The following is a 19327-nucleotide window of genomic DNA, read 5'->3' on the forward strand; positions in this document are numbered from 1 at the left end:
CCCGAAACAAATGTAGGAGCGAGCTTGCTCGCGATGCGCCGCGCGGGCGGCGCTCGATCTCACAGGCGCCAAAAAACCCAAGCCATACACCCCGACTTCACGCGTAGTAATCGACCGCACTGTCACCAATAACGACCTGTTGCTCCACAGGCCGAGCACTGTCTACAACCTCACCCCCACCCTGCTCCGCCCGCCGCGCGGCCACGCCGGACAGGTTACTGCCCTGCGCCTGCCCCTGCTGCTGTTGCTGCCCACGCGACTGGTCGGCCACGTTGACATCCGGCTGGGCCAGCCCCTGCTGGGCAAACAGCTCGCGCAGGCGATGTACCTGGCTGTCGAGGGCGTCACGCACTCCGGCGTGGCCACTGATGAAGGTGACCTGGGTCGACTGGTCCGCCGCAACATTGACGCGAATGTCCAGGCGGCCCAGCTCTGCGGGCTCCAGCTGGATGTCTGCAGATTTCAGGTTCTGGCTGGACAGGTACATGACCCGGTTGACCAAGCCTTCCGCCCACGCACCCTGGTTCATCGGCAACGGCTGGTGCAACGGGCTGGCGTTGGCCGGCACGGCGCTGGCGGTCTTGGCCGTGGCAGCCTGGGTCAGGCTGGCCAGGCGGTTGGCAAAATCATCGACACGGGTGTCGCTGCTGGCGCTCTTGGTGTCCTTCAGACCATCTTCAAGCAAGGCACCGAAGGCCTTGTCGCCAGACTCGCCCGCCTCACCCTCGGCATTCTCGATCAGATTCGCCAAGGTATTGACGGCGGCCTGGCCCTCCTCGCCCTGCGCTTGGGAAGGGTCAAGGGCATGCGCCGATGTAGCCCCCTTGGCTTGCGCACTCTGCTCCAGCGCCAGGCGCAAGGTCGGCAGGTTGGCCAGAGGGTCTGCATCCGGGTCGAAAGCGTCTTCGGCGGAAGGTCCTTCGGGCAGTGCCTCGGCCTGCGCCGTGGCGGCCTGCAGCACCGGCGCAACCGCCTCGGCCTGGGCCTGGATCAGCTGCGCACCGGGCTGGGCGTCGGTGACCTGGCCGGCCACCAGATTGGCATCACGCACCCCGGTATCGGCCTGGGACGCATCGTCTGCTGGCAATTTGTTGCCGTCATCGGCAACTGCCGTTTTGTCAGCCGGGTCTTTCTTGCCGTGCGCTGGCGCCTCAGGTTTGTCCTTGGGCTTGGCCTGGGCGACTTTGTCATCCTGCGAGGCTGCCTTGTCACGCCCCTGCCGTGCCATCACCTGGCCAAAGCCGTCGCCCTTGTCGCCCGGCGCCTGCAGCGGTTTGTCCGCCTGTGCGGTGGCAGAGCGCGAGGCACCGGCAATGGCGTTGGCTTGCAACAAAGGGTTGGGTGCGACAGGCATCGAGCGGTCTCCGCGCCAGAAACAAAAAAATAATCCGCTCAGAGACAGGCAAGACTCGCGCCAAGTTGTGTATCAGCCTGCTGAAATACGTTGCTGCTCACCACGGTAGAAGCGCTGCACCTCGACGAACTCCTGGTCGATACGGCTGATCAAGTCTTCGATACCGTACAGCGGGGGGCGCCGTGCGCGCTCTTCCAGCTGCTGACACAGGCCAGCCAGGGCAACAGCCCCCATGTTGCTGCTGCTACCCTTGAAGCTGTGGGCCGCCGCACCCAGCTCTTCGGCGCTTTTGGCCGCATGCAGCTGGCCCAGCCGCCGCTCGGAATCGTCGAGAAACGTCTGCACCAACTGCAGGTAGCCATCCTCCATGACCTCACGCAGGTCACTGAGTACCTTGTGGTCAATATGCATGTCAGTCACTTGTTCACTCCTTGATCAAGCCAGATTATGCCCGAGCCACCCAGTGGCTCACCATACGAACGCCACATGCGCACAACGCCCGCCCTCGCTCCAGCGCGCGTCGCTGGCCAACCGCCGCACCAGGTTCAGGCCACGCCCACTCAGCCCCTGGTCCAGCGAAGGCCGCGACAGTACCCGCTGCACATCGAAACCCGCACCGCTGTCGCGGACCTCGATACTCAGACGCCCGCCATCGGCAAGCGGTTCAACCTTGAAATCGATGCGCACAAAGCCGTCTGTCAGCACGCCCAGGCGCCGGGCGCGCTCCTGATAATAGTCGGCAAAACCCTGCACATCGCGCTTGAGCTGCGAGTCCAGCCCTAGCACACCATGCTCCAGGGCATTGGAATACAACTCGCTGAGGACGCTGTGCAAGCTGCCGGTGCGCGCACGAAGCCCATGAATCTCCTGCAACAACTGCACCAGGTAAGGGATCGGGTTAAAGCACTTCAGGCTCTCGCCGCGCACTTCGAAGCCCAGCGACCAGTCCTGCGGGCTGAAGCGACCGCTATCAGCGTAGATCATCGGTGCCGGCACCCGCTCTTCAGCGCCGAACATGCGGATGTCACACAAACTGATGTCGTCGCGCGGGTGCCCGCCAAAGCGCGCCAGGGCCTGCATCACTTCGTCGAACAACCGCACCGGGTCGCGGTTGTCGGCCAGCACCGCCAGCAGGCGCTGCACACCGAACAAACGCTCCTGATCGTCAGCCGTGTCAAGCACGCCGTCCGACAACAGCAACAGGCGCTCACCCGGCGCCAAGGGAAGCACCTCGGTGCTGTCATCAAAACGCTCGGCAGCCAGAATACCCAGCGGTAGATGCCGCGAACTCAGCGCAGACAGCACCTGGCCATCCACCGACAGCCGATAGCCATCGGGCATACCGCCATTCCACACCTCCACCGAGCCGCGCTGCACACTGAGGTTGAGCAGCATCGCGCAACAGAACATGTCCACCGGCAGGATGCGTTTGAGCTTGGCGTTCATCTCGCGCAGGATCGGCGCCATGCCGTAACCCTTGGCGGTCATGCCATAGAACACCTCGGCCAGCGGCATGGCGCCAACCGCCGCTGGCAGGCCATGGCCGGTAAAGTCGCCCAGCAGCACGCGCATGTCACCGGCCGGGGTGAACGCAGCCAGCATCAGGTCACCGTTGAACAGCGCATACGGCGACTGCAGGTAGCGGATGTTGGGCGCAGAAAGGCAACCGGAGTGGGCCACCTTGTCGAAAACGGCCTTGGCCACCCGCTGCTCGTTGAGCAGGTGGTGATGGTGCCGGGTGATCTGGTCACGCTGCTCCAGCACAGTGGCTTGCAACCGGCGCAACCGGTCCATGGCGCGGATCTTGGCAGCGAGGATCACCGCGCTGTAGGGCTTGGCCATGAAGTCATCGCCCCCCGCCTCAAGGCAGCGCACCAAGCCTTCCTCTTCGTTCAACGACGTCAGGAAAATGATCGGCACCAGTGCCTCGCCGGCCAGGGCCTTGATCTGCCGCGCTGCCTCGAAGCCGTCCATTACCGGCATCAGCGCGTCCAGCAACACCAGCTGTGGGCTCCGCTCCTGAAACAGCGCCACTGCCTGCTCGCCGTTTTCCGCGGTGAATACCTGGTGGCCCTGGCGACGGACGATCTGCGCCAGCAGCAGGCGGTCGGCGGCACCGTCCTCGGCGACCAGCACGGTCAACGGCTGTTCGGCCGGCATGTCGGCGCTCAACTGATATCGAAGAGTTTTTCGAAATTGGAGATGGCGAGTATCTTGCGCACGTCGGAGCTGGCATGCACCACCCGCACATCCGACTCATCGCCACCCGCATGGTCGCGCAGCAACAGCAGCATGCCGAGCGCGGAACTGTCGAGGTAGGTGGTGTCTTTCAGGTCGACGATCACCGAATCGGGGCGATCGGGCTGGCGTTCGTAGGCGTCACGAAATTCCTGATGCTTGCCGAAATCGAAGCGCCCCTTGATCTTGATCGTCAGCTTTTTCCCGTCCTGCGAAAAGTCAGTCTCGACTGCCATGCTAGCGATTCCTTCGATGATGGCGGATGCAACTCCTTTTAGGTTTAGCAGGCGATGGCATGGGTGGCAAGAACGCTGTTCCTACAAGCAACGCCGATCCCTGTAGGAGCGGCCTTGCGTCGCGAAAGGGCCGCAGCGCGGCCCCGGCACTGTTTGCTGCGAAGCTGAGAACTTGGGGCCGCTGCGCGCCCCTTTCGCGACACAAGGCCGCTCCTACAGAACACCGCGCAAGGAACTGGCTAAAGGTTTTGGCGGGGCAAGCGCTGGGACAGCTCATCCAGCAAGCGCTGCTCGCGCTTGTCTTCCGCCCGGCGGGCTTCATCCCTGTAACGCTGCACCAGCTTGCGCAACCCCTCCACCCGGGCATAGGCCTGCTGCCAGGTACCACGGGCGTTGTTGAGGTTGTTCTGGTGCCACACCAGGCTTTGACGCTGCTGGGTCATGGCGGTTTCCAGCTGCCCGAGGAAGCGCTGGTAATTGACCAGCCAGCTGCCATTCACGCCCTGCCCGCCACGGTTGATCCACTGCAGCTGGTAGTCCTCGCGAAAACGCTCCAGCTCGGCCAACTTGGCCTGGGCCGTGGCCACCTGCTGCTGGAAGTGCCCAACACGCTGAGCGGCCTTGCGCTCGGCCTCCTCGGCCATGTCCACCACCGGCGCCAAGCGCGCGGCGCGCCCGGGCAGCGCCATGGCCTATCAGCCTGCCGGGGGCGCGAAAATCGCCCCCAACTGATCGCGGCTCTGTGCCATGCCCACGTTTTCGCTCAGCCCCTGGCGCAAGAATTCCACCAGCTTTGATTGCAAGGCAATGGCCAGGTCGGTTTCCGGATCGCCGCCGGCCACATAGGCCCCTACGCTGATCAGGTCGCGGCTTTGCGACAGGCGCGACCACAGCTGCTTGAACTTCTGCGCCTGGCGCAAGTGGTCGGCATCGACCACCTGGGGCATGACCCGGCTGATCGACGCTTCGATGTCGATGGCCGGATAATGGCCTTCCTCGGCCAACCGGCGCGACAGCACAAAGTGACCGTCGAGCACGCCCCGCGCCGAGTCGGCGATCGGGTCCTGCTGGTCGTCGCCCTCTGACAGCACGGTATAGAACGCCGTGATCGATCCACCGCCCGGCTCGCCGTTGCCGGCCCGCTCCACCAGCTTGGGCAGCTTGGCGAACACCGATGGCGGGTAACCGCGAGTGGCCGGCGGCTCGCCGATGGCCAGGGCGATTTCCCGCTGGGCCTGGGCAAAACGGGTCAAGGAGTCCATCAGCAACAGCACATTCTTGCCCTTGTCGCGAAAGTACTCGGCGATGCGTGTGCAGTACATGGCCGCACGCAGGCGCATGAGCGGCGCATCGTCGGCAGGCGACGCCACCACCACCGAGCGCTTCAAGCCCTCTTCACCGAGGATGTGCTCGATGAACTCCTTCACTTCGCGGCCCCGCTCACCGATCAGCCCAACCACGATGATTTCGGCTTCGGTGAAGCGAGTCATCATGCCCAGCAGCACCGATTTACCCACGCCGGTACCGGCAAACAGGCCCAACCGCTGGCCACGGCCAACGGTAAGCAGACCATTGATGCTGCGAATACCCACGTCCAGCGGTTTGCTGATGGGGTCGCGGTTGAGCGGGTTGATCACCGGGCCGTCCATCGGCACCCAGTCCTCGGCCTTCATCCCGCCCTTGCCATCCAGCGCGCGGCCGGCACCGTCGAGCACGCGGCCGAGCATGCTCATGCCCATGGGCAGGCGGCCACTGTCATCCAGCGGCACCACCCGGGCACCCGGGGCAATGCCGGCGATGCTACCCACCGGCATGAGGAACACCTTGGGCCCGGCAAAGCCCATGACTTCGGCCTCGACCTGCACCGGGTGGTAACTGTCGTCGTTGATCACCAAACAGCGGCTGCCCACCGCAGCACGCAGGCCTTCGGCCTCCAGGGTGAGCCCGACCATGCGCAGCAGGCGGCCTTCGACGACGGGCTGGGCCGGCAGCTCGATGGCCTCGGCATAACTGCCCAGGCGCTTGCCGAAGCTGGTGCGTTCAAGGCGCATCAGGGGTATCCACCGGGCTGGCCAGATCTACCGCCATATCCGGCGCTGCCGGGTGCAGTGCGTGGTCGTGCAACTGGTCGAACAGTTGCGCCACGGCTTTTTCTATGCGTGTTTCCATGGTTGCATCGATACGGCTGTGAAGCGTCTCGATACGGCAACCACCTGGCAGCAGCGCGTTGTCTTCCAGCAGCCGCCAGCTTTCCTCATGGCGTTCGCGCAGGGCCTTGGCCAGCTCGAAATCCTGCGGGTTGAGGTGGATGCGGATATTGTCCGCCCCCATGGGCAACAGCTTGAGCGCTTCGCGCAGCACTTGGGTGATCTGGCTGGAATCGTTGCGCAGCTCGCGGCCGATCACCTGGCGGGTTATATGGGCGACCAGATGCACCACGGTTTTTTCGATCTGAGTGTCTTGCTCGGCGATTGGCTCCATCAGGTTGGCCATCAGCCGCTCAAGGCTTTCCAGTTTGGCCTTCAGGGCTTCTTCGGCTTCCTGGCGGACCTTGAGCTGGGTGCTGTGAAAACCTTCGCGCTCACCGGTGGCAAAGCCCTCGTTGTAGGCCTCTTGCCGGATCGCTTCGAGTTCTTCCAGGGTCAGCGGCTGGACTTCTTCCAGCGGCACTTCCTCGACTTCCTCGATGACCTCGGGTTCAGGCTCAGGCTCCGGTTCGGGCTCCGGTTCCGGGTCGAAGCTGGGCAGCGCCCACACGTCCACGCCCTCGAGGTCGCGGGCGCGGATCAGGTCGCTGGGGTGGTGTTCTTTGCTGGACATTGGCATGCCTGTTGGTAAGAGCTTCAAGCTTTAAGCTACAAGCCTCAAGCACAAGCAGGCCGCATGAAGGCTGCTGTTTCTCGAAGCTTGTAGCTAGAAGCTTGCCGCTTAGATCATTTCCTCGGCACCTTTGCCGCCGAGCACGATCTCGCCGGCCTCGGCCATACGTCGGGCAATGGTAAGGATTTCCTTCTGTGCCGTTTCCACGTCGCTGACCCGTACCGGCCCCTTGGCCTCCAGGTCGTCGCGCAGCAGCTCGGAAGCACGTTTGGACATGTTCTTGAAGATCTTGTCCTTGACCCGCTCGTCGGCGCCCTTGAGCGACACCACCAGCACGTCGGACGAGACTTCACGCAACAGCGCCTGGATACCGCGATCGTCAACGTCGGCCAGGTTGTTGAAGACGAACATCAGGTCTTCGATCTGCTCCGACAGGTCGCTGTCGATTTCGCGGATCGCGTCCATCAGTGCACCTTCCACAGAGCTATCGAGGAAGTTCATGATGTCGGCAGCGCGCTTGATGCCGCCCAGGGTGGTGCGTGCTGCGTTGGAGTTGCCCGAGAATTGCTTCTCGAGGATCTGGTTCAGTTCCTTCAACGCCGCTGGCTGCACGGTGTTCAGCGACGACACGCGCAGGACGATGTCCAGGCGCACCTTGTGGTCGAAGTTGCTCAGCACTTCACCGGCCTGGTCCGGATCGAGGTAGGCCACCACGATGGCCTGGATCTGCGGGTGCTCGTAGCGGATCACGTCGGCGACAGCACGCGGTTCCATCCACTTCAGGCTGTCCAGACCACTGGTGTTGCCACCGAGCAGGATGCGGTCGACCAGGCCATTGGCCTTGTCTTCGCCCAAGGCCTGGTTCAGCATCTTGCGGATGTAGGCATCGGAACCCACACCCAGACTGGTCTGGTCGCCGACGATGTCGACGAACTCGCTCATCACCTGTTCCACCTGGTCACGGTGCACATTGCCCATCTGCGCCATGGCCACACCCACCCGCTGCACCTCCTTGGGCCCCATGTGCCGCAGCACCTGGGCCGCATCGGTCTCGCCCAGCGAGAGCAGAAGGATCGCCGCCTTGTCGACGCGGCTCAGCTTGGCGGTAACGGCTCGGTTATCACTCATCGGCGTTGATCCAGTCTTTCACGACCTGGGCGACACGGCCCGGGTCTTCGGCCACCAGGCCTTTGATTGCGTTGAGCTGTGCCTCGTAACCCTCGCTCGGGCTAGGCAGCAGAATGCTTGTCGGGCCACCCAGGCTGACGCGGTCGTTGGCCAGTTCGCCATCCAACCCCACCATACCGCCCAGCTCCATGTCGCTATCCGAAGCAGCCTGCTTGCCGCCCCCTGTGATGTTGTTCAGCACTGGCCGCAGCACACCGAATACCAGCACCAGGATGAACACAACGCCCAGCACCTGCTTGACGATGTCCCAGAACCACGGCTGCTGATAGAAGGCGATATCGGCAATTTCTTCGCCACGGTCGGCGGCGAACGGCACGTTGATCACCGTCACGCTGTCGCCACGGCTGGCATCGAAGCCCACGGCGTCCTGCACCAGGCGGGTAAAGCGCGCCAGGTCCTCGGCGCCCCACGGCGCGCGCGTGCTGTCGCCCGTGGCCGGGTCGATCTTGACCTGATCGTCTACCACCACAGCGACCGACAGGCGGGTCATACGCCCTTGTTGCTGGCGGGTGTGGCTGATGGAACGGTCCAGTTCGAAGTTCTTGGTGCTTTGCTGGCGTTTGTCCGACGGGTACGGCGCGAGCATTGGCTGGCCGGTGGCCGGGTCCATGATCTGCTGGCCGTTGGCATCCACCAGCGGCTGGCCAGGCTGAATGGCCGCAGCCGGGGTAGCAGCGCCACCGGTAGTTTGCGGGGCCGAGGCCGCGCCAGGTGGCTGGTTGCTCAGTGCGCCGGGCACGCCTTGCGGGCCTTGACTGCTGGCGCGTTGCTCATCGACCGACTGCTCGCTGCGCAGCGCTGGCTGGTCGGGGTTGAACTGCTCGGAGGTGGACTCCACCGCACTGAAGTCCAGATCCGCCGACACTTCGGCCTTGTAGCGGTCATTGCCCAGCACTGGCTGCAGAATGTTGTGTACACGCTGGGTGAGCATGCTTTCCACCCGGCGGCTGTAGTCGAACTGCTTGCCGGCCTGGGTGAGCGCGGAGTCCTGGATCTGTTCGGACAGCAGGTTGCCCTTCTGGTCGACCACGGTGACCTGCGACTTGTCCAGCTCTGGCACGCTGGTGGCGACCAGGTTGACGATGGCCATCACCTGCCCGGCTTCCAGGGCACGGCCCGGGTACAGCTCGACCAGCACCGACGCGCTGGGCTTGCGTTCATCGCGCACGAATACCGAGCTTTTCGGGATGGCCAGGTGCACGCGTGCACCCTTGACATTGTTCAGGCTGGAAACGGTACGCGCCAGCTCACCTTCCAGGCTGCGGCGGTAGCGGGTGGCTTCCATGAACTGGCTGGTGCCCAAGCCCTGCTCCTTGTCGAGCAGCTCGAAACCCACGTTGCCGTCACTCGGCGCCACCCCGGCGGCGGCCAGCTTCAGGCGCGCACGGGAGAGATCGTCGGCCTTGACCAGCAGAGCACCCGAGTTGGGCTCCACGTTGTAAGGGATGTCAGCAGCGGCCAGGGTGTCCATGACCTGCTTGGTGTCCATGCCCGACAGGCTGCCGTACAACGGACGATAATCGGGTTGTTGCGACCACAGCACCACGGCAAAGCCGATCGCCACGCTGGCCGCCAGGCCGACCATGAGGCCGATCTGCCGCAGCATGGGCATCTGTGCGATGTTTTCCAGGAACGACATACCGGGCAGCGGCCGCTTGGCCGCTGGTGCGCCAGTCTTGGCAGGGGGGTTGTCGACGACTGCTTCAGCCATGGTTTACATCCGTCCTCAAACCGGCATCTGCATGATGTCCTGGTACGCCTGGACTACCTTGTTGCGCACCTGGGTCAGGGCCTGCATCGACACGCTGGCCTTTTGCGAAGCGATCATCACGTCCGTCAGGTCGACGCCGCTCTTGCCGATTTCGAAGGCATTGGCCAGCTGGGTCGAGGCCTGCTGAGTCTCATGCACCTTGCCGATGGCCTGGCCGAGCATGTCGGCAAAGGTACTTTGCCCCGGCGCCAGCTCCGGGGCAGCAGTGACCTTCGGCAACGACATGGCATCGGCCTGCATGGCCCGCATGTCCAACATCAGACGATTGAATTCAACACCTTGGCTCATGACCCTTCTCTCTCCCTGCAGCCGCATTTTTTTGACGCTCATGCGACGGATAGCCTACCTAAAGCAACAAAGGTGCCAGCCTATGTATGTGAGCCAAGCAATTGGGGGCTGCTGCGCAGCCCCAAAGCTCTTCAGCCGAACAGGCTGGCTTCTACATCGAACCCGGCATCACGCATCTGCGCCAGCTTGTAGCGCAGGGTGCGCGGGCTGATCCCAAGGCGCTCGGCCGCCTCCTTGCGGCGACCGCGCTCGGCGCGCAAGGTGTCGATGATCATCTGGTACTCGTGGCGACGCATGTCATCACCCAGCCCGCTGGCCTCAACAACCACCCCAGGCGAGGGCTCGGTGCCGGCCGACAATGGAATGGCGCCTTCCAGACAAAAATCCGCCGCCTCGATCACCCCACCCTGCTGCAGGATCAGCGCCCGCTGCAGGGCGTTGTCCAGTTCGCGCACGTTGCCTGGCCATGCATGCGCCTGCAGGCAGGCCCGGGCCGCGGGCGAGAGGCGCACCGGGGCATGCTTCATCTTGGCCACATGCCGTGCCAACAGGCGTTCGGCCAGCTGCAGGATGTCGCCCGGGCGCTCACGCAGCGGGCGCCAGGCCAGCGGGAACACCGACAAGCGGTAATACAGGTCTTCGCGGAAGCGCCCGGCCGCCACCTCGCCTGCCAGGTCACGGTTGGTGGTGGCCAGCACGCGAATGTCGAGGCTGATGGGCTTGCGCCCGCCTACCCGCTCCACCTCGCGCTCCTGCAGCACACGCAGCAGCTTGGCCTGCAAGGCCATGGGCATTTCCGAGATTTCATCGAGCAACAAGGTGCCGCCTTCGGCCTGCTCGAACTTGCCTGCCTGGGCAGCGATAGCGCCGGTGAAGGCGCCCTTCTCGTGGCCGAACAGAGTAGCCTCGAGCATATTGTCGGGGATTGCCGCGCAGTTGATCGCGACGAAGGGCTGCGCGGCACGGGGCGACTGCTGGTGAATGTAACGCGCCAGCACTTCCTTGCCAGTACCGGACTCGCCGGAAATCAGCACGGTCGAGTCACTGCGCGCCACCCGGGCGGCCAACTCCAGCAACTGGCGGCTGGCCGGCTCGCAGGCCACCGGCCCTTCTTCGCCGGTCACACGCCCGGCGGCATGCCGCTCGACCAGACTGAGCAGCGCCTTGGGCTCGAACGGCTTGACCAGGTAGTCGGCAGCGCCCTGGCGCATCGCCTCGACCGCACGCTCGACGGCGGCATGTGCAGTCATCAGCAACACCGGCAACTGCGGTTGCTGGCGGCGCAGCTGGCTGAGCAACTGGTGCCCGTCCATGCCGGGCATGTTCACGTCACTGACCACCAGGCTGAAGGCGTCTTCCAGCACGGCCTCCAGCGCTTCTTCGGCACTGCCCACCGCCTGGTAGGCGAAACCGCCGATTTCCAGGGTATCGCCCAGCGCCTGGCGCAATACGCGGTCATCCTCGACCAGCAGCACCTTGATTGCCATCACACCCCCTCCGCCAATTGCCCGTCGATCAAGGGCAGCTCTACCCGCACGCAAGTACCACGGCCCACTTTCGAGCGCAGGCTGATCCTGCCCTGGTGCGCGCGCACCACGGCCTTGACCACGGCCAGGCCCAAACCGGTACCGGTGGCTTTGGTGGTCAGGAACGGCTCACCCAGGCGGCCGAGCAAATCGGCATCGATACCGCAGCCAGCATCGCTGACGCACAGGTGCAAGGTGCGTTCACGGCGGTACAGGTGCACCTTCAGCCGCGCCGGGCTGTCGCCGGCCTGCAGGGCATTTTCGACCAGGTTGAGCATGGCCCCCACCAGGGTGTCGCGGTTGCACAGCAGCTCACCCAGGTGGCTGTCACACTGCCAGCGCACGGCATGCCCCTGCACATGCACCTGAGCCGCCTGCTGCAGCGCCTGAAACAAGGCTTTCGGGGTTACCCGATCACCCAGCGGCAGCTCGCCACGGGCGAACACCAGCATGTCGCGCACCTGGTGCTCCAGTTCGTGCAAGCGCTCCTTCAGGGTGCCGGCAAAGCGCTGGCGGGTTTCTGCGCTCAGCTGTTGCTCGCTATCGGCCAGATGACTGGCGTACAACATGGCAGCAGACAGCGGCGTACGGATTTGATGCGCCAGCGAAGCGACCATGCGCCCAAGCGACGACAACCGCTCGTGGCGCGCCAGCTGGTCTTGCAGGCGACGGGTTTCAGTCAGGTCATTGAGCAGCACCAGCTGGCCGGGCTCGGCGTCCAGCGAACGGGTCGCGATCGACAGGCGACGGCCGTCGCGCAACGAGACTTCGTGGCCATCGTCCTTGCGCGGGGAGAAGCTGCGGGCGATCACCTGACGCCACAGCTGGCCGATCAGCGGCTCACCAAGCAACTCGCAGGCAGCCGGGTTGGCTTCACGCACCAGACCCTGGCCGTCGATCACGATCACCCCGCCGGGCAGCAGGTCCAGCAGGTTTTGCAGGCGGTTGGCCAGGCGTTCCTTCTCGCTCAGTTCAGCGATGCGCTGGGCACTGACCACGGCCAGCTCACCCTTGAGCTCGCTGACCCGGGCTTCGAGCAGGCTGTAGGACTGGCTCAACTGGCTGGACACCTGATTGAACAAGGCGAAGGCTTGCTCGACACCCTGGCGGCTTTCCTGTTCCACCGGGGTTTTCCCCTTCTGGTCGGGGGCTAGGGATACGTGGGCGGCCTGGGGCATCGTGCTCTCTCGCGTGGCTGACCGTCATAAAAACGGTATGGTGCCAGCGTTGTAGCAATAGCCGTGCCGGGGATGGGGAATTAGGTTGACTGTGGAGGCCTCTTCGCGGGTTTACCCGCGAAGAGGCCGGACCAGGCGACGTCAGTCCTCTGCCTGATCCTCGCCACCCTGGCGGCTCATACCGTACTTGCGCATTTTCTCGACCAAGGTGGTCCGGCGAATGCGCAAACGTTCAGCCGCGCGCGCAACGATACCGTTGGCATCGTCCAGCGCCTGCTGGATCAGGCCCTGCTCCAGGCTACCGAGGTAGTCCTTCAGGTCGAGCCCTTCGGGCGGCAGCATGGCATGGTTGCTGAAGTTCGGCGTATGGCCATTGATCGCCACGCGCTCTTCCAGGTCGCTGCGCAGGCTGTCGACCATCTGCTCGTCTTCATCGTCGACGTAGCGGAACTTCTTCGGCAACTCGGACACGCCAATCACCCCGTACGGGTGCATGATCGCCATGCGCTCGACCAGGTTGGCCAACTCACGCACGTTACCCGGCCAGCCGTGACGGCACAGCGACATGATCGAGGCAGAGTTGAAGCGGATGGAACCGCGCTTCTCGTGCTCCATGCGCGAGATCAGCTCGTTCATCAGCAGCGGGATATCTTCCACCCGCTCACGCAGCGGCGCCATCTCGATGGGGAACACGTTCAGGCGGTAATACAGGTCTTCACGGAAGGTGCCGTCCTCGATCATGGTCTCGAGGTTTTTGTGCGTCGCGGCGATGATGCGCACATCGATGCTCTGGGTCTTGTTGCTACCCACGCGCTCGAACGTACGCTCCTGCAGCACACGCAGCAGCTTGACCTGCATCGGCAACGGCATGTCGCCAATTTCATCAAGGAACAAGGTGCCGCCGTTGGCCAGCTCGAAACGCCCGGCACGGCTGGTGATCGCACCGGTAAAGGCACCTTTCTCGTGGCCGAACAGCTCGCTTTCCAGCAACTCGGCCGGGATCGCGCCACAGTTGACCGGCACGAACGGCGCTTCGCGGCGCTTGGAGTGGTAGTGCAGGTTACGCGCCACCACTTCCTTGCCGGTGCCCGACTCGCCCAGGATCAACACGCTGGCATCGGTGTCGGCCACTTGCTGCATCATCTGCCGCACATGCTGGATGGCACGGCTGGTGCCGACCAGGCTGCGGAACAGATTGGGCTCGCGCTGGCGGCCACGCTCGCGCGCCTGGTCGTACATTTCGCGGTAGACCTGGGCACGGTGCAGCGAATCCAGCAGCTGGCTGTAGCTTGGCGGCATTTCCAGGTTGGAAAGCACACGGCGGCGAAGCTCTTCCGGCAGCTCGGCCGAAGAAATTTCACCTAAAAGCAGAACCGGAAGGAACTCATCCCAGGCAGCCACTGTCTTAAGCAGCCCAAGGAGATTGCCCGATGCGTTCACGGTGCCGACAAGCACACACAACACTTCGCGACTGGAAGACAACGGCTCGACTACTTGCTGCCAGTCCTGGCTTGAGCAAGCGAGGTTTTCTTCGCCGAGAAAATTGAGCACCACCGCCAGGTCGCGGCGGCGTGCGCTGTCGTCGTCGATCAGCAGAATCTTGGTTTCACGCCACATGCAATAGCAACTTCCCTAGTCATATCGGCGCCCTGTGGGCGTGCTCGACATCATTCCGACTGAATGGTCAGTGTTCGGACGTCTGAAATTCGAAAACAGCCACTAGTAAAGTCAAAAAACACCGGTCAGTCAAATTAATGGCGCACGGCTTTTTGCAACATCGGTGGTCAGGTGAACAAATGGTATACCTTTGCCGCGTTCTTCGCCTGACGGATTTTCGTCATTTCATCGACCAAGGATTGACGCTCGCCACTTGCAGCCTCGATTAGCTGGCGGTATACGGCCAACAATTGCTCAAGGCTGGCACTGACATCCGCCTCATTGCCTTTGGCTTCGGACACCATGTCACCAATGCGCAAGCGGCATTCCAGGTCCAACTCCCCCACCGCTTCCCAGTTGCGTTCGGCCAGCGCCGCCAGCAGCATGTCCCGGGTCTGTTCGATACGGGCGATTACTTCGCTCATGTCATGCTCCTTTATCAGGAAGCCGACGACTGATCGCCGATTGCGTCCCAACCTTCCTTTACAGTGATCAGCAGGCGCGCGACCTCGTCGATGATGGCCGGGTCGCCCTTGAGATTGGCTTCGGTCAGGCGGCGGCTCATGTAGACATACAGGCTATCCAGCTCAGCCAGGTTGTCAGCATGGTTTTCCAGGTCCAGCCCTTCACGCAGCCCACCGATGATGTCGATGGCCTTGCCGAGCAGAATACCGCGCTGCGCGATGTCATTACGCGCGATGGCCCCTTTGGCCTGGGCCATACGATCAAGGCCGCCCTGCATGAGCATCTGTACCAGCCGGTGCGGACTGGCTTCGGACGTCTGCGCCACGCCGTTGACTTTCTGGTATTGACGAAGGGCCAACATCGGGTTCATGGATCTACCTCGTTGCAGCGAAAAGGTTGCTTGTACCTGTGTATCGCCTGAGCGTCAAAAAACTTTAGTGCCAACGCAAAAAGCCCGGAGCGACGTGAGGCGCTGCCGGGCTTTTTGCGTAGCAAAAGGAGAGAACGATCAGGAGTTCTTGGCCTGCGCGTTGATCGCGTCGAAAACCGATTTGATCTGGTCGGCCTGGGCATTCAACTTGGCCACAGCGGTGTCCATTGCCACCCACTTCTTAGTCAGCGACTCGGTCAACGCCTCGGTGCGACGATCCAGCGCGGTCTGCTGGTCTGCCAGGTTCTTCGCCACCTTATCCAGGTTGCTTTTGCGCGTGGCCAGGCTGCCGTCCGTGGAGTTGTACGGATCGATGGCCTTGTTCATGCGCTCGATCAACCCGTTGGAGCCGGTGAACAACTCCTGAACTTCGGAGCCCAGCTTCTTGTCGTTCATCGCCGCGGTGAACTTGGTCGAGTTGAATTCGAGGGTACCATCTTTCGTGGTGTTGATACCCAGCTGGCTCAGGGTCGTCAACTGGTCACCCGCCCCCACCTCGGACAGCACCTTGCGAACATCGTTGACCAGCGAACGGGTGGTCGGGTCGTTGCTCAACGGGCCGAGCGACAGGTTGTCATCTTCGTCACGCGTGGACGTTGTCAGCGCAGTAATGGTTTTTTGCAACGTGTTATAGGCATCGACGAACGACTGAATCGACTTTTGCAGGCCAGTATTGTCCTGCGACACCGAGACGTTGGTTGGCACGCCATCGGTGCCCGACTTGGCGCTGACGCCCGTCAGCTCCAGCGTGATGCCACTGATGGCGTCGGTGATGGTGTTCTTTTTGCTGGTGACCACCAGGCCGTCGATGGTCAGCTCGGCATCCTGCGCCTTGGCGGTAATGAACCCGGCGCCGGTGTCCGACATCTGCTGAGTACCGTCGATCTCAAGCTCAGGAACACCACTGACCATCAGGTCGGTCTTCGCACCAGTGGTGGTGGAGCTGAACACCAGCCGCGCACCGTCCTTGCCGTTCACGATGTTGGCGGAGATACCCTGTACGCCCAGCTCTTTGTTGATCTGGTCGCGCACGGACTGCAACGACGCGCCATCTTCAACTTCGAGCTCATAGGTGTTGCCATTCTGCTCGATGGTCAGCGTACCGCCCGTCACCGTTGCAGCCGCACCGCCAGCGATCGGGGCACTGGCCACTTTCGAGCCGGTCGCCAGCTTGTTGACCACAATGTCGTAACTGCCTGCCACTGCCGTGTTGCCAGCCGTCACCTTGACCACTGACTCATTGGCCGACTTGGCGGCATAGGCATTGAACGCGGGGCTGGTGGAGCTGTTCAGCTTCGCCATGGCGTCCTGAAACGCCGTCAGGGCACTGCGCAGCGAGCCCACACCGGAAATCATCGCGGTATTGTTGCTGGTCTGCCGAGTGATCTGCGCCTTCTTGGCCGCCGTGTCGGCATTGACCAGCGCCGCGACCATTTCGGTGATATTCAGCCCCGTACCTTGACCGATACTGGAAACCAGGGTGCTCGCCATACAGTTATCCCTCTTTGTTGACCGTCAGCACCTGCTCCTGCAAGCCCGACGTGATTCCTGCTTTAGCACATTCTCCGCCGATCAAACCTTGGCGTCGAACAAAATACTGTTTACATCGCTCAGGTTATGCGCAATCCGCAAGGCCTCCTCAGAAGGCAATTGGCGGATCAGCTCGCCGGTTTCACTGGCGATGACCTTGACGACGATCTTTCCGGATTCTTCGTCCGTGGAGAATTCCAGGTTGCGTCGGGTGGAGCTGAGAAACTTTTCGATTTCCGAAACAGCATTTTTTACTTTTTCGGCATCATTGCTGTGCTCGGCAGCACTGATGGCATTGGGTACCAGCGTGTCACTGCCGCTACGCGACGCTTGCTCGGCGCGGGCAACCGGTTTTTCGCCAGCCTGCTCGGCGGGGCGGGATGCCGGGTAGGACAGATTCAGCTTGACGCTCATGTCCATGTCTACCACCTCATAACGAAAAGGCGGGGAAGCGCCTTAGAATGCACTCCCCCGCCGATCACCATCAGCGATTACTGAAGCAGCTTCAGTACGGCGGATGGCAGTTGGTTGGCCTGGGCCAGAATCGAAGTGGAAGCTTGCTGCAGGGTCTGCTGCTTGGTCAGCTGGGCAGTTTCAGCGGCAAAGTCGGTGTCCTGTACACGGCCACGGGCGGCCTCGGCGTTTTCGTTGATGTTCTGCAGGTTGTTGATGGTGCTGGTCAGACGGTTCTGAACGGCACCCAGGTCGGCACGGGTGCTGTTGATCGCGTTCAGGGCGTCATCGATGGCGCTCAGGGCGGCGGTGAAGGTCGCTTCGGCAGCGGCGCTGTCAGAACCAGTGATGCTCTGGCCACTCAGGCCGCTCAGCGCGCCACCGGTGTTCATGGCATCGCTCAGGCTGATGGTGATCTGGTTGTCGCTACCGGTGTTGGAGCCAACCTGGAAAGTCATGTCGCTGGCGGTACCGTCCAGCAGGTTCTTGCCGTTCAGCTGGGTCGAACCAGCGATACGGTCGATCTCTTTGAGCATCGACTGGAATTCTTTATCCAGTGCATCGCGATCGTCTTCGCTGTTGTTGTCGTTTCGCGACTGAACAGCCAGTTCACGCATACGCTGCAGGATGTTGGTTTGCTCTTGCATCGCGCCTTCAGCGGTCTGGGCGATGGAGATGGCGTCGTTGGCGTTCTTGATCGCCATGGTCTGGCCACGGATCTGCGAGGTCATGCGGGTTGCAATCTGCAGGCCGGCAGCGTCGTCTTTGGCACTGTTGATTTTCAGGCCGGAAGACAGACGGGTCATCGAGGTGCCCAGCGCATCGGAAGCCCGGTTCAGGTTTTTCTGAACGCCCAGGGAGGTGGTGTTGGTGTTTACAGTCAAAGCCATGACGAATTCCTCGTTGGATTGGGTACTACGGCTTCCGGCCTTGGCAATTCGCCGGAGGTGGCACAGAGAACCTTCGTAATAGTTATCGTCGTCAGGGCGTCTTGCTTTAGCGGATTTTCAAAAAATTTTACTGGCATCATGCCAGCCCAATGAAAACAAGGACTTGACGCCAATTTACAGGCATCAGATTAATGCAGCATAGAAAGTAAAACGCCGTCAGGCAGTGACGGCGTTTTGCACGGCGACAAACGGTCAGTCGAGCCGTTCGATAATGGCCGAGCCCCAGGACAAGCCAACACCGAAGCCACTGAGTGCGACACGCTTGCACTGAGAACCAAGCACATGTTTTTCCAGCAGCAGCGGAATGCTCGACGACACGGTGTTACCGGTCTCGACCATGTCTTTGACAAACCTCTGCTTGTGCTCACCTTCATCGAAACGCGCCGATACAGCATCGACGATCGCCGCGCTCCCTTGGTGCAGGCAATACAGGTCGATATCCTCAGCCTTTAGCGCGCTGGCATCGAGCAACTGCTGCAAGTGTGCCGGCACCTTGACCAAGGCAAAGTTGTAGACCTGGCGCCCATTCATGAAGAATTTGCCATCAGTGGTACGCAGGTGCTCGGCACCGGCACCATCACTGCCGAACAGCGATTTACCCAATTGCCAGGCGGCCCCCTCGCCCATCCAGGTGGCGGTTGCTGCATCACCAAACAGCATGGTGGTGTTGCGATCTTCGGGATCGACAATCTTCGAATAGGGGTCAGCGGTAATCAGCAGGCCATTTTTCAGCCCAGCGGCCTCCATGAAACCCTTCATGGCATACAGGCCGTAGACATACCCGGAGCAACCCAGAGAAATGTCAAAAGCCGCAACAGCGGTCGACAGGCCCAACTTGTGCTGCACGATAGCGGCAGTATGCGGCAGGCCTTCTGCGTCCCCGTTCTGGGTAACCACGATGACAGCGTCGATGGTTGTGGGGTCCAGGGCTGGATTGGCAGCGAACAGCTTCCTTGCGGCCTCCACACAAAGGTCGGAAGTTTCCTGGTTGTCTTCCTTGCGTGGCAAGAAGGTCGAACCGATCTTGCCAAAGATGAAGTCCTGATCTTTGCCGAATTTCGCGCCTTGGGCGTAGTTGTCCACCCCTTCGGTAGGCACGTAGCTGGCGATGCTTTTAATGCCAATCATATGGCTTCCCAATTCAATAACAGCGAAGTTCCCACTGCCTGCGCAACAGCAAGACGCCAGGCGATACGGTGGCCACCGATCCCTGAGCGTTTTCCAGGTGCGGCGCAGCGGCTCCC

The 19327-nt window shown here is 62.2% G+C and carries 19 protein-coding genes; all 19 read right to left on the minus strand.

The window, feature by feature from the left end; translation table 11 throughout:
* Nucleotides 1–97 precede the first annotated feature (97 nt).
* Complete coding sequence (locus tag QQ992_RS20100) at nt 98–1354, minus strand: flagellar hook-length control protein FliK (RefSeq protein ID WP_286110813.1); 1257 nt, start codon at nt 1352–1354, stop codon at nt 98–100.
* Nucleotides 1355–1426: 72 nt separating this feature from the next.
* Nucleotides 1427–1774 (minus strand): Hpt domain-containing protein, encoded by a 348-nt coding sequence (locus QQ992_RS20105; RefSeq protein ID WP_016711785.1) that lies wholly within the window; start codon nt 1772–1774, stop codon nt 1427–1429.
* Between the two features lie 48 nt (nt 1775–1822).
* Entirely contained in the window at nt 1823–3514 is a 1692-nt protein-coding gene (locus QQ992_RS20110) for a fused response regulator/phosphatase (protein WP_286110814.1), read from the minus strand.
* An 8-nt stretch (nt 3515–3522) separates the two neighbouring features.
* On the minus strand, nt 3523–3828 hold the full coding sequence (locus tag QQ992_RS20115; protein WP_016711787.1) for an STAS domain-containing protein: 306 nt from the start codon (nt 3826–3828) through the stop codon (nt 3523–3525).
* Nucleotides 3829–4067: 239 nt separating this feature from the next.
* Complete coding sequence (gene fliJ, locus QQ992_RS20120; protein ID WP_019099661.1) at nt 4068–4517, minus strand: flagellar export protein FliJ; 450 nt, start codon at nt 4515–4517, stop codon at nt 4068–4070.
* 6 nt (nt 4518–4523) lie between these two features.
* Entirely contained in the window at nt 4524–5879 is a 1356-nt protein-coding gene (gene fliI / locus QQ992_RS20125; RefSeq protein WP_286110815.1) for a flagellar protein export ATPase FliI, read from the minus strand.
* Nucleotides 5869–6648 (minus strand): flagellar assembly protein FliH, encoded by a 780-nt coding sequence (gene fliH / locus QQ992_RS20130; protein WP_286110816.1) that lies wholly within the window; start codon nt 6646–6648, stop codon nt 5869–5871. The genes fliI and fliH overlap by 11 nt, the downstream gene beginning before the upstream one ends.
* A 108-nt stretch (nt 6649–6756) precedes the next feature.
* Entirely contained in the window at nt 6757–7776 is a 1020-nt protein-coding gene (fliG, locus tag QQ992_RS20135; protein ID WP_003254434.1) for a flagellar motor switch protein FliG, read from the minus strand.
* A complete protein-coding gene (gene fliF, locus QQ992_RS20140; RefSeq protein WP_105946092.1) occupies nt 7769–9547 on the minus strand; it encodes a flagellar basal-body MS-ring/collar protein FliF in 1779 nt (592 codons plus the stop codon). Before fliF ends, fliG begins: the two co-directional genes overlap by 8 nt.
* A 15-nt stretch (nt 9548–9562) precedes the next feature.
* Nucleotides 9563–9895: a flagellar hook-basal body complex protein FliE gene (gene fliE / locus QQ992_RS20145; RefSeq protein ID WP_016711792.1), complete on the minus strand. Its 333-nt coding sequence runs from the start codon at nt 9893–9895 to the stop codon at nt 9563–9565.
* 131 nt (nt 9896–10026) lie between these two features.
* Nucleotides 10027–11382 carry a sigma-54-dependent transcriptional regulator gene (locus tag QQ992_RS20150; RefSeq protein ID WP_286110817.1) on the minus strand — a complete coding sequence of 452 codons (1356 nt, stop codon included), beginning with the start codon at nt 11380–11382 and terminating at the stop codon, nt 10027–10029.
* Complete coding sequence (locus tag QQ992_RS20155) at nt 11382–12599, minus strand: sensor histidine kinase (protein WP_286110818.1); 1218 nt, start codon at nt 12597–12599, stop codon at nt 11382–11384. Before QQ992_RS20155 ends, QQ992_RS20150 begins: the two co-directional genes overlap by 1 nt.
* A gap of 141 nt (nt 12600–12740) precedes the next feature.
* On the minus strand, nt 12741–14216 hold the full coding sequence (fleQ, locus tag QQ992_RS20160; protein WP_286110819.1) for a transcriptional regulator FleQ: 1476 nt from the start codon (nt 14214–14216) through the stop codon (nt 12741–12743).
* 167 nt (nt 14217–14383) lie between these two features.
* Nucleotides 14384–14680, minus strand: a complete 297-nt coding sequence (gene fliT / locus QQ992_RS20165; RefSeq protein ID WP_286110820.1) for a flagellar protein FliT — start codon at nt 14678–14680, stop codon at nt 14384–14386.
* 14 nt (nt 14681–14694) lie between these two features.
* Entirely contained in the window at nt 14695–15090 is a 396-nt protein-coding gene (gene fliS, locus QQ992_RS20170; protein WP_016711797.1) for a flagellar export chaperone FliS, read from the minus strand.
* 138 nt (nt 15091–15228) lie between these two features.
* On the minus strand, nt 15229–16641 hold the full coding sequence (gene fliD, locus QQ992_RS20175) for a flagellar filament capping protein FliD (RefSeq protein WP_286110821.1): 1413 nt from the start codon (nt 16639–16641) through the stop codon (nt 15229–15231).
* 81 nt (nt 16642–16722) lie between these two features.
* Nucleotides 16723–17100, minus strand: a complete 378-nt coding sequence (locus QQ992_RS20180) for a flagellar protein FlaG (protein WP_286110822.1) — start codon at nt 17098–17100, stop codon at nt 16723–16725.
* A 71-nt stretch (nt 17101–17171) separates the two neighbouring features.
* The gene (locus tag QQ992_RS20185; protein WP_286110823.1) at nt 17172–18023 is read right to left on the minus strand and encodes a flagellin domain-containing protein; all 852 of its coding nucleotides are present in this window, start codon (nt 18021–18023) and stop codon (nt 17172–17174) included.
* Nucleotides 18024–18275: 252 nt separating this feature from the next.
* Nucleotides 18276–19211 (minus strand): ketoacyl-ACP synthase III, encoded by a 936-nt coding sequence (locus tag QQ992_RS20190; RefSeq protein WP_286110824.1) that lies wholly within the window; start codon nt 19209–19211, stop codon nt 18276–18278.
* Nucleotides 19212–19327: the final 116 nt, after the last annotated feature.

This window comes from Pseudomonas kurunegalensis (genome assembly GCF_030291635.1).
In the GTDB taxonomy this organism is placed as follows: domain Bacteria; phylum Pseudomonadota; class Gammaproteobacteria; order Pseudomonadales; family Pseudomonadaceae; genus Aquipseudomonas; species Aquipseudomonas monteilii.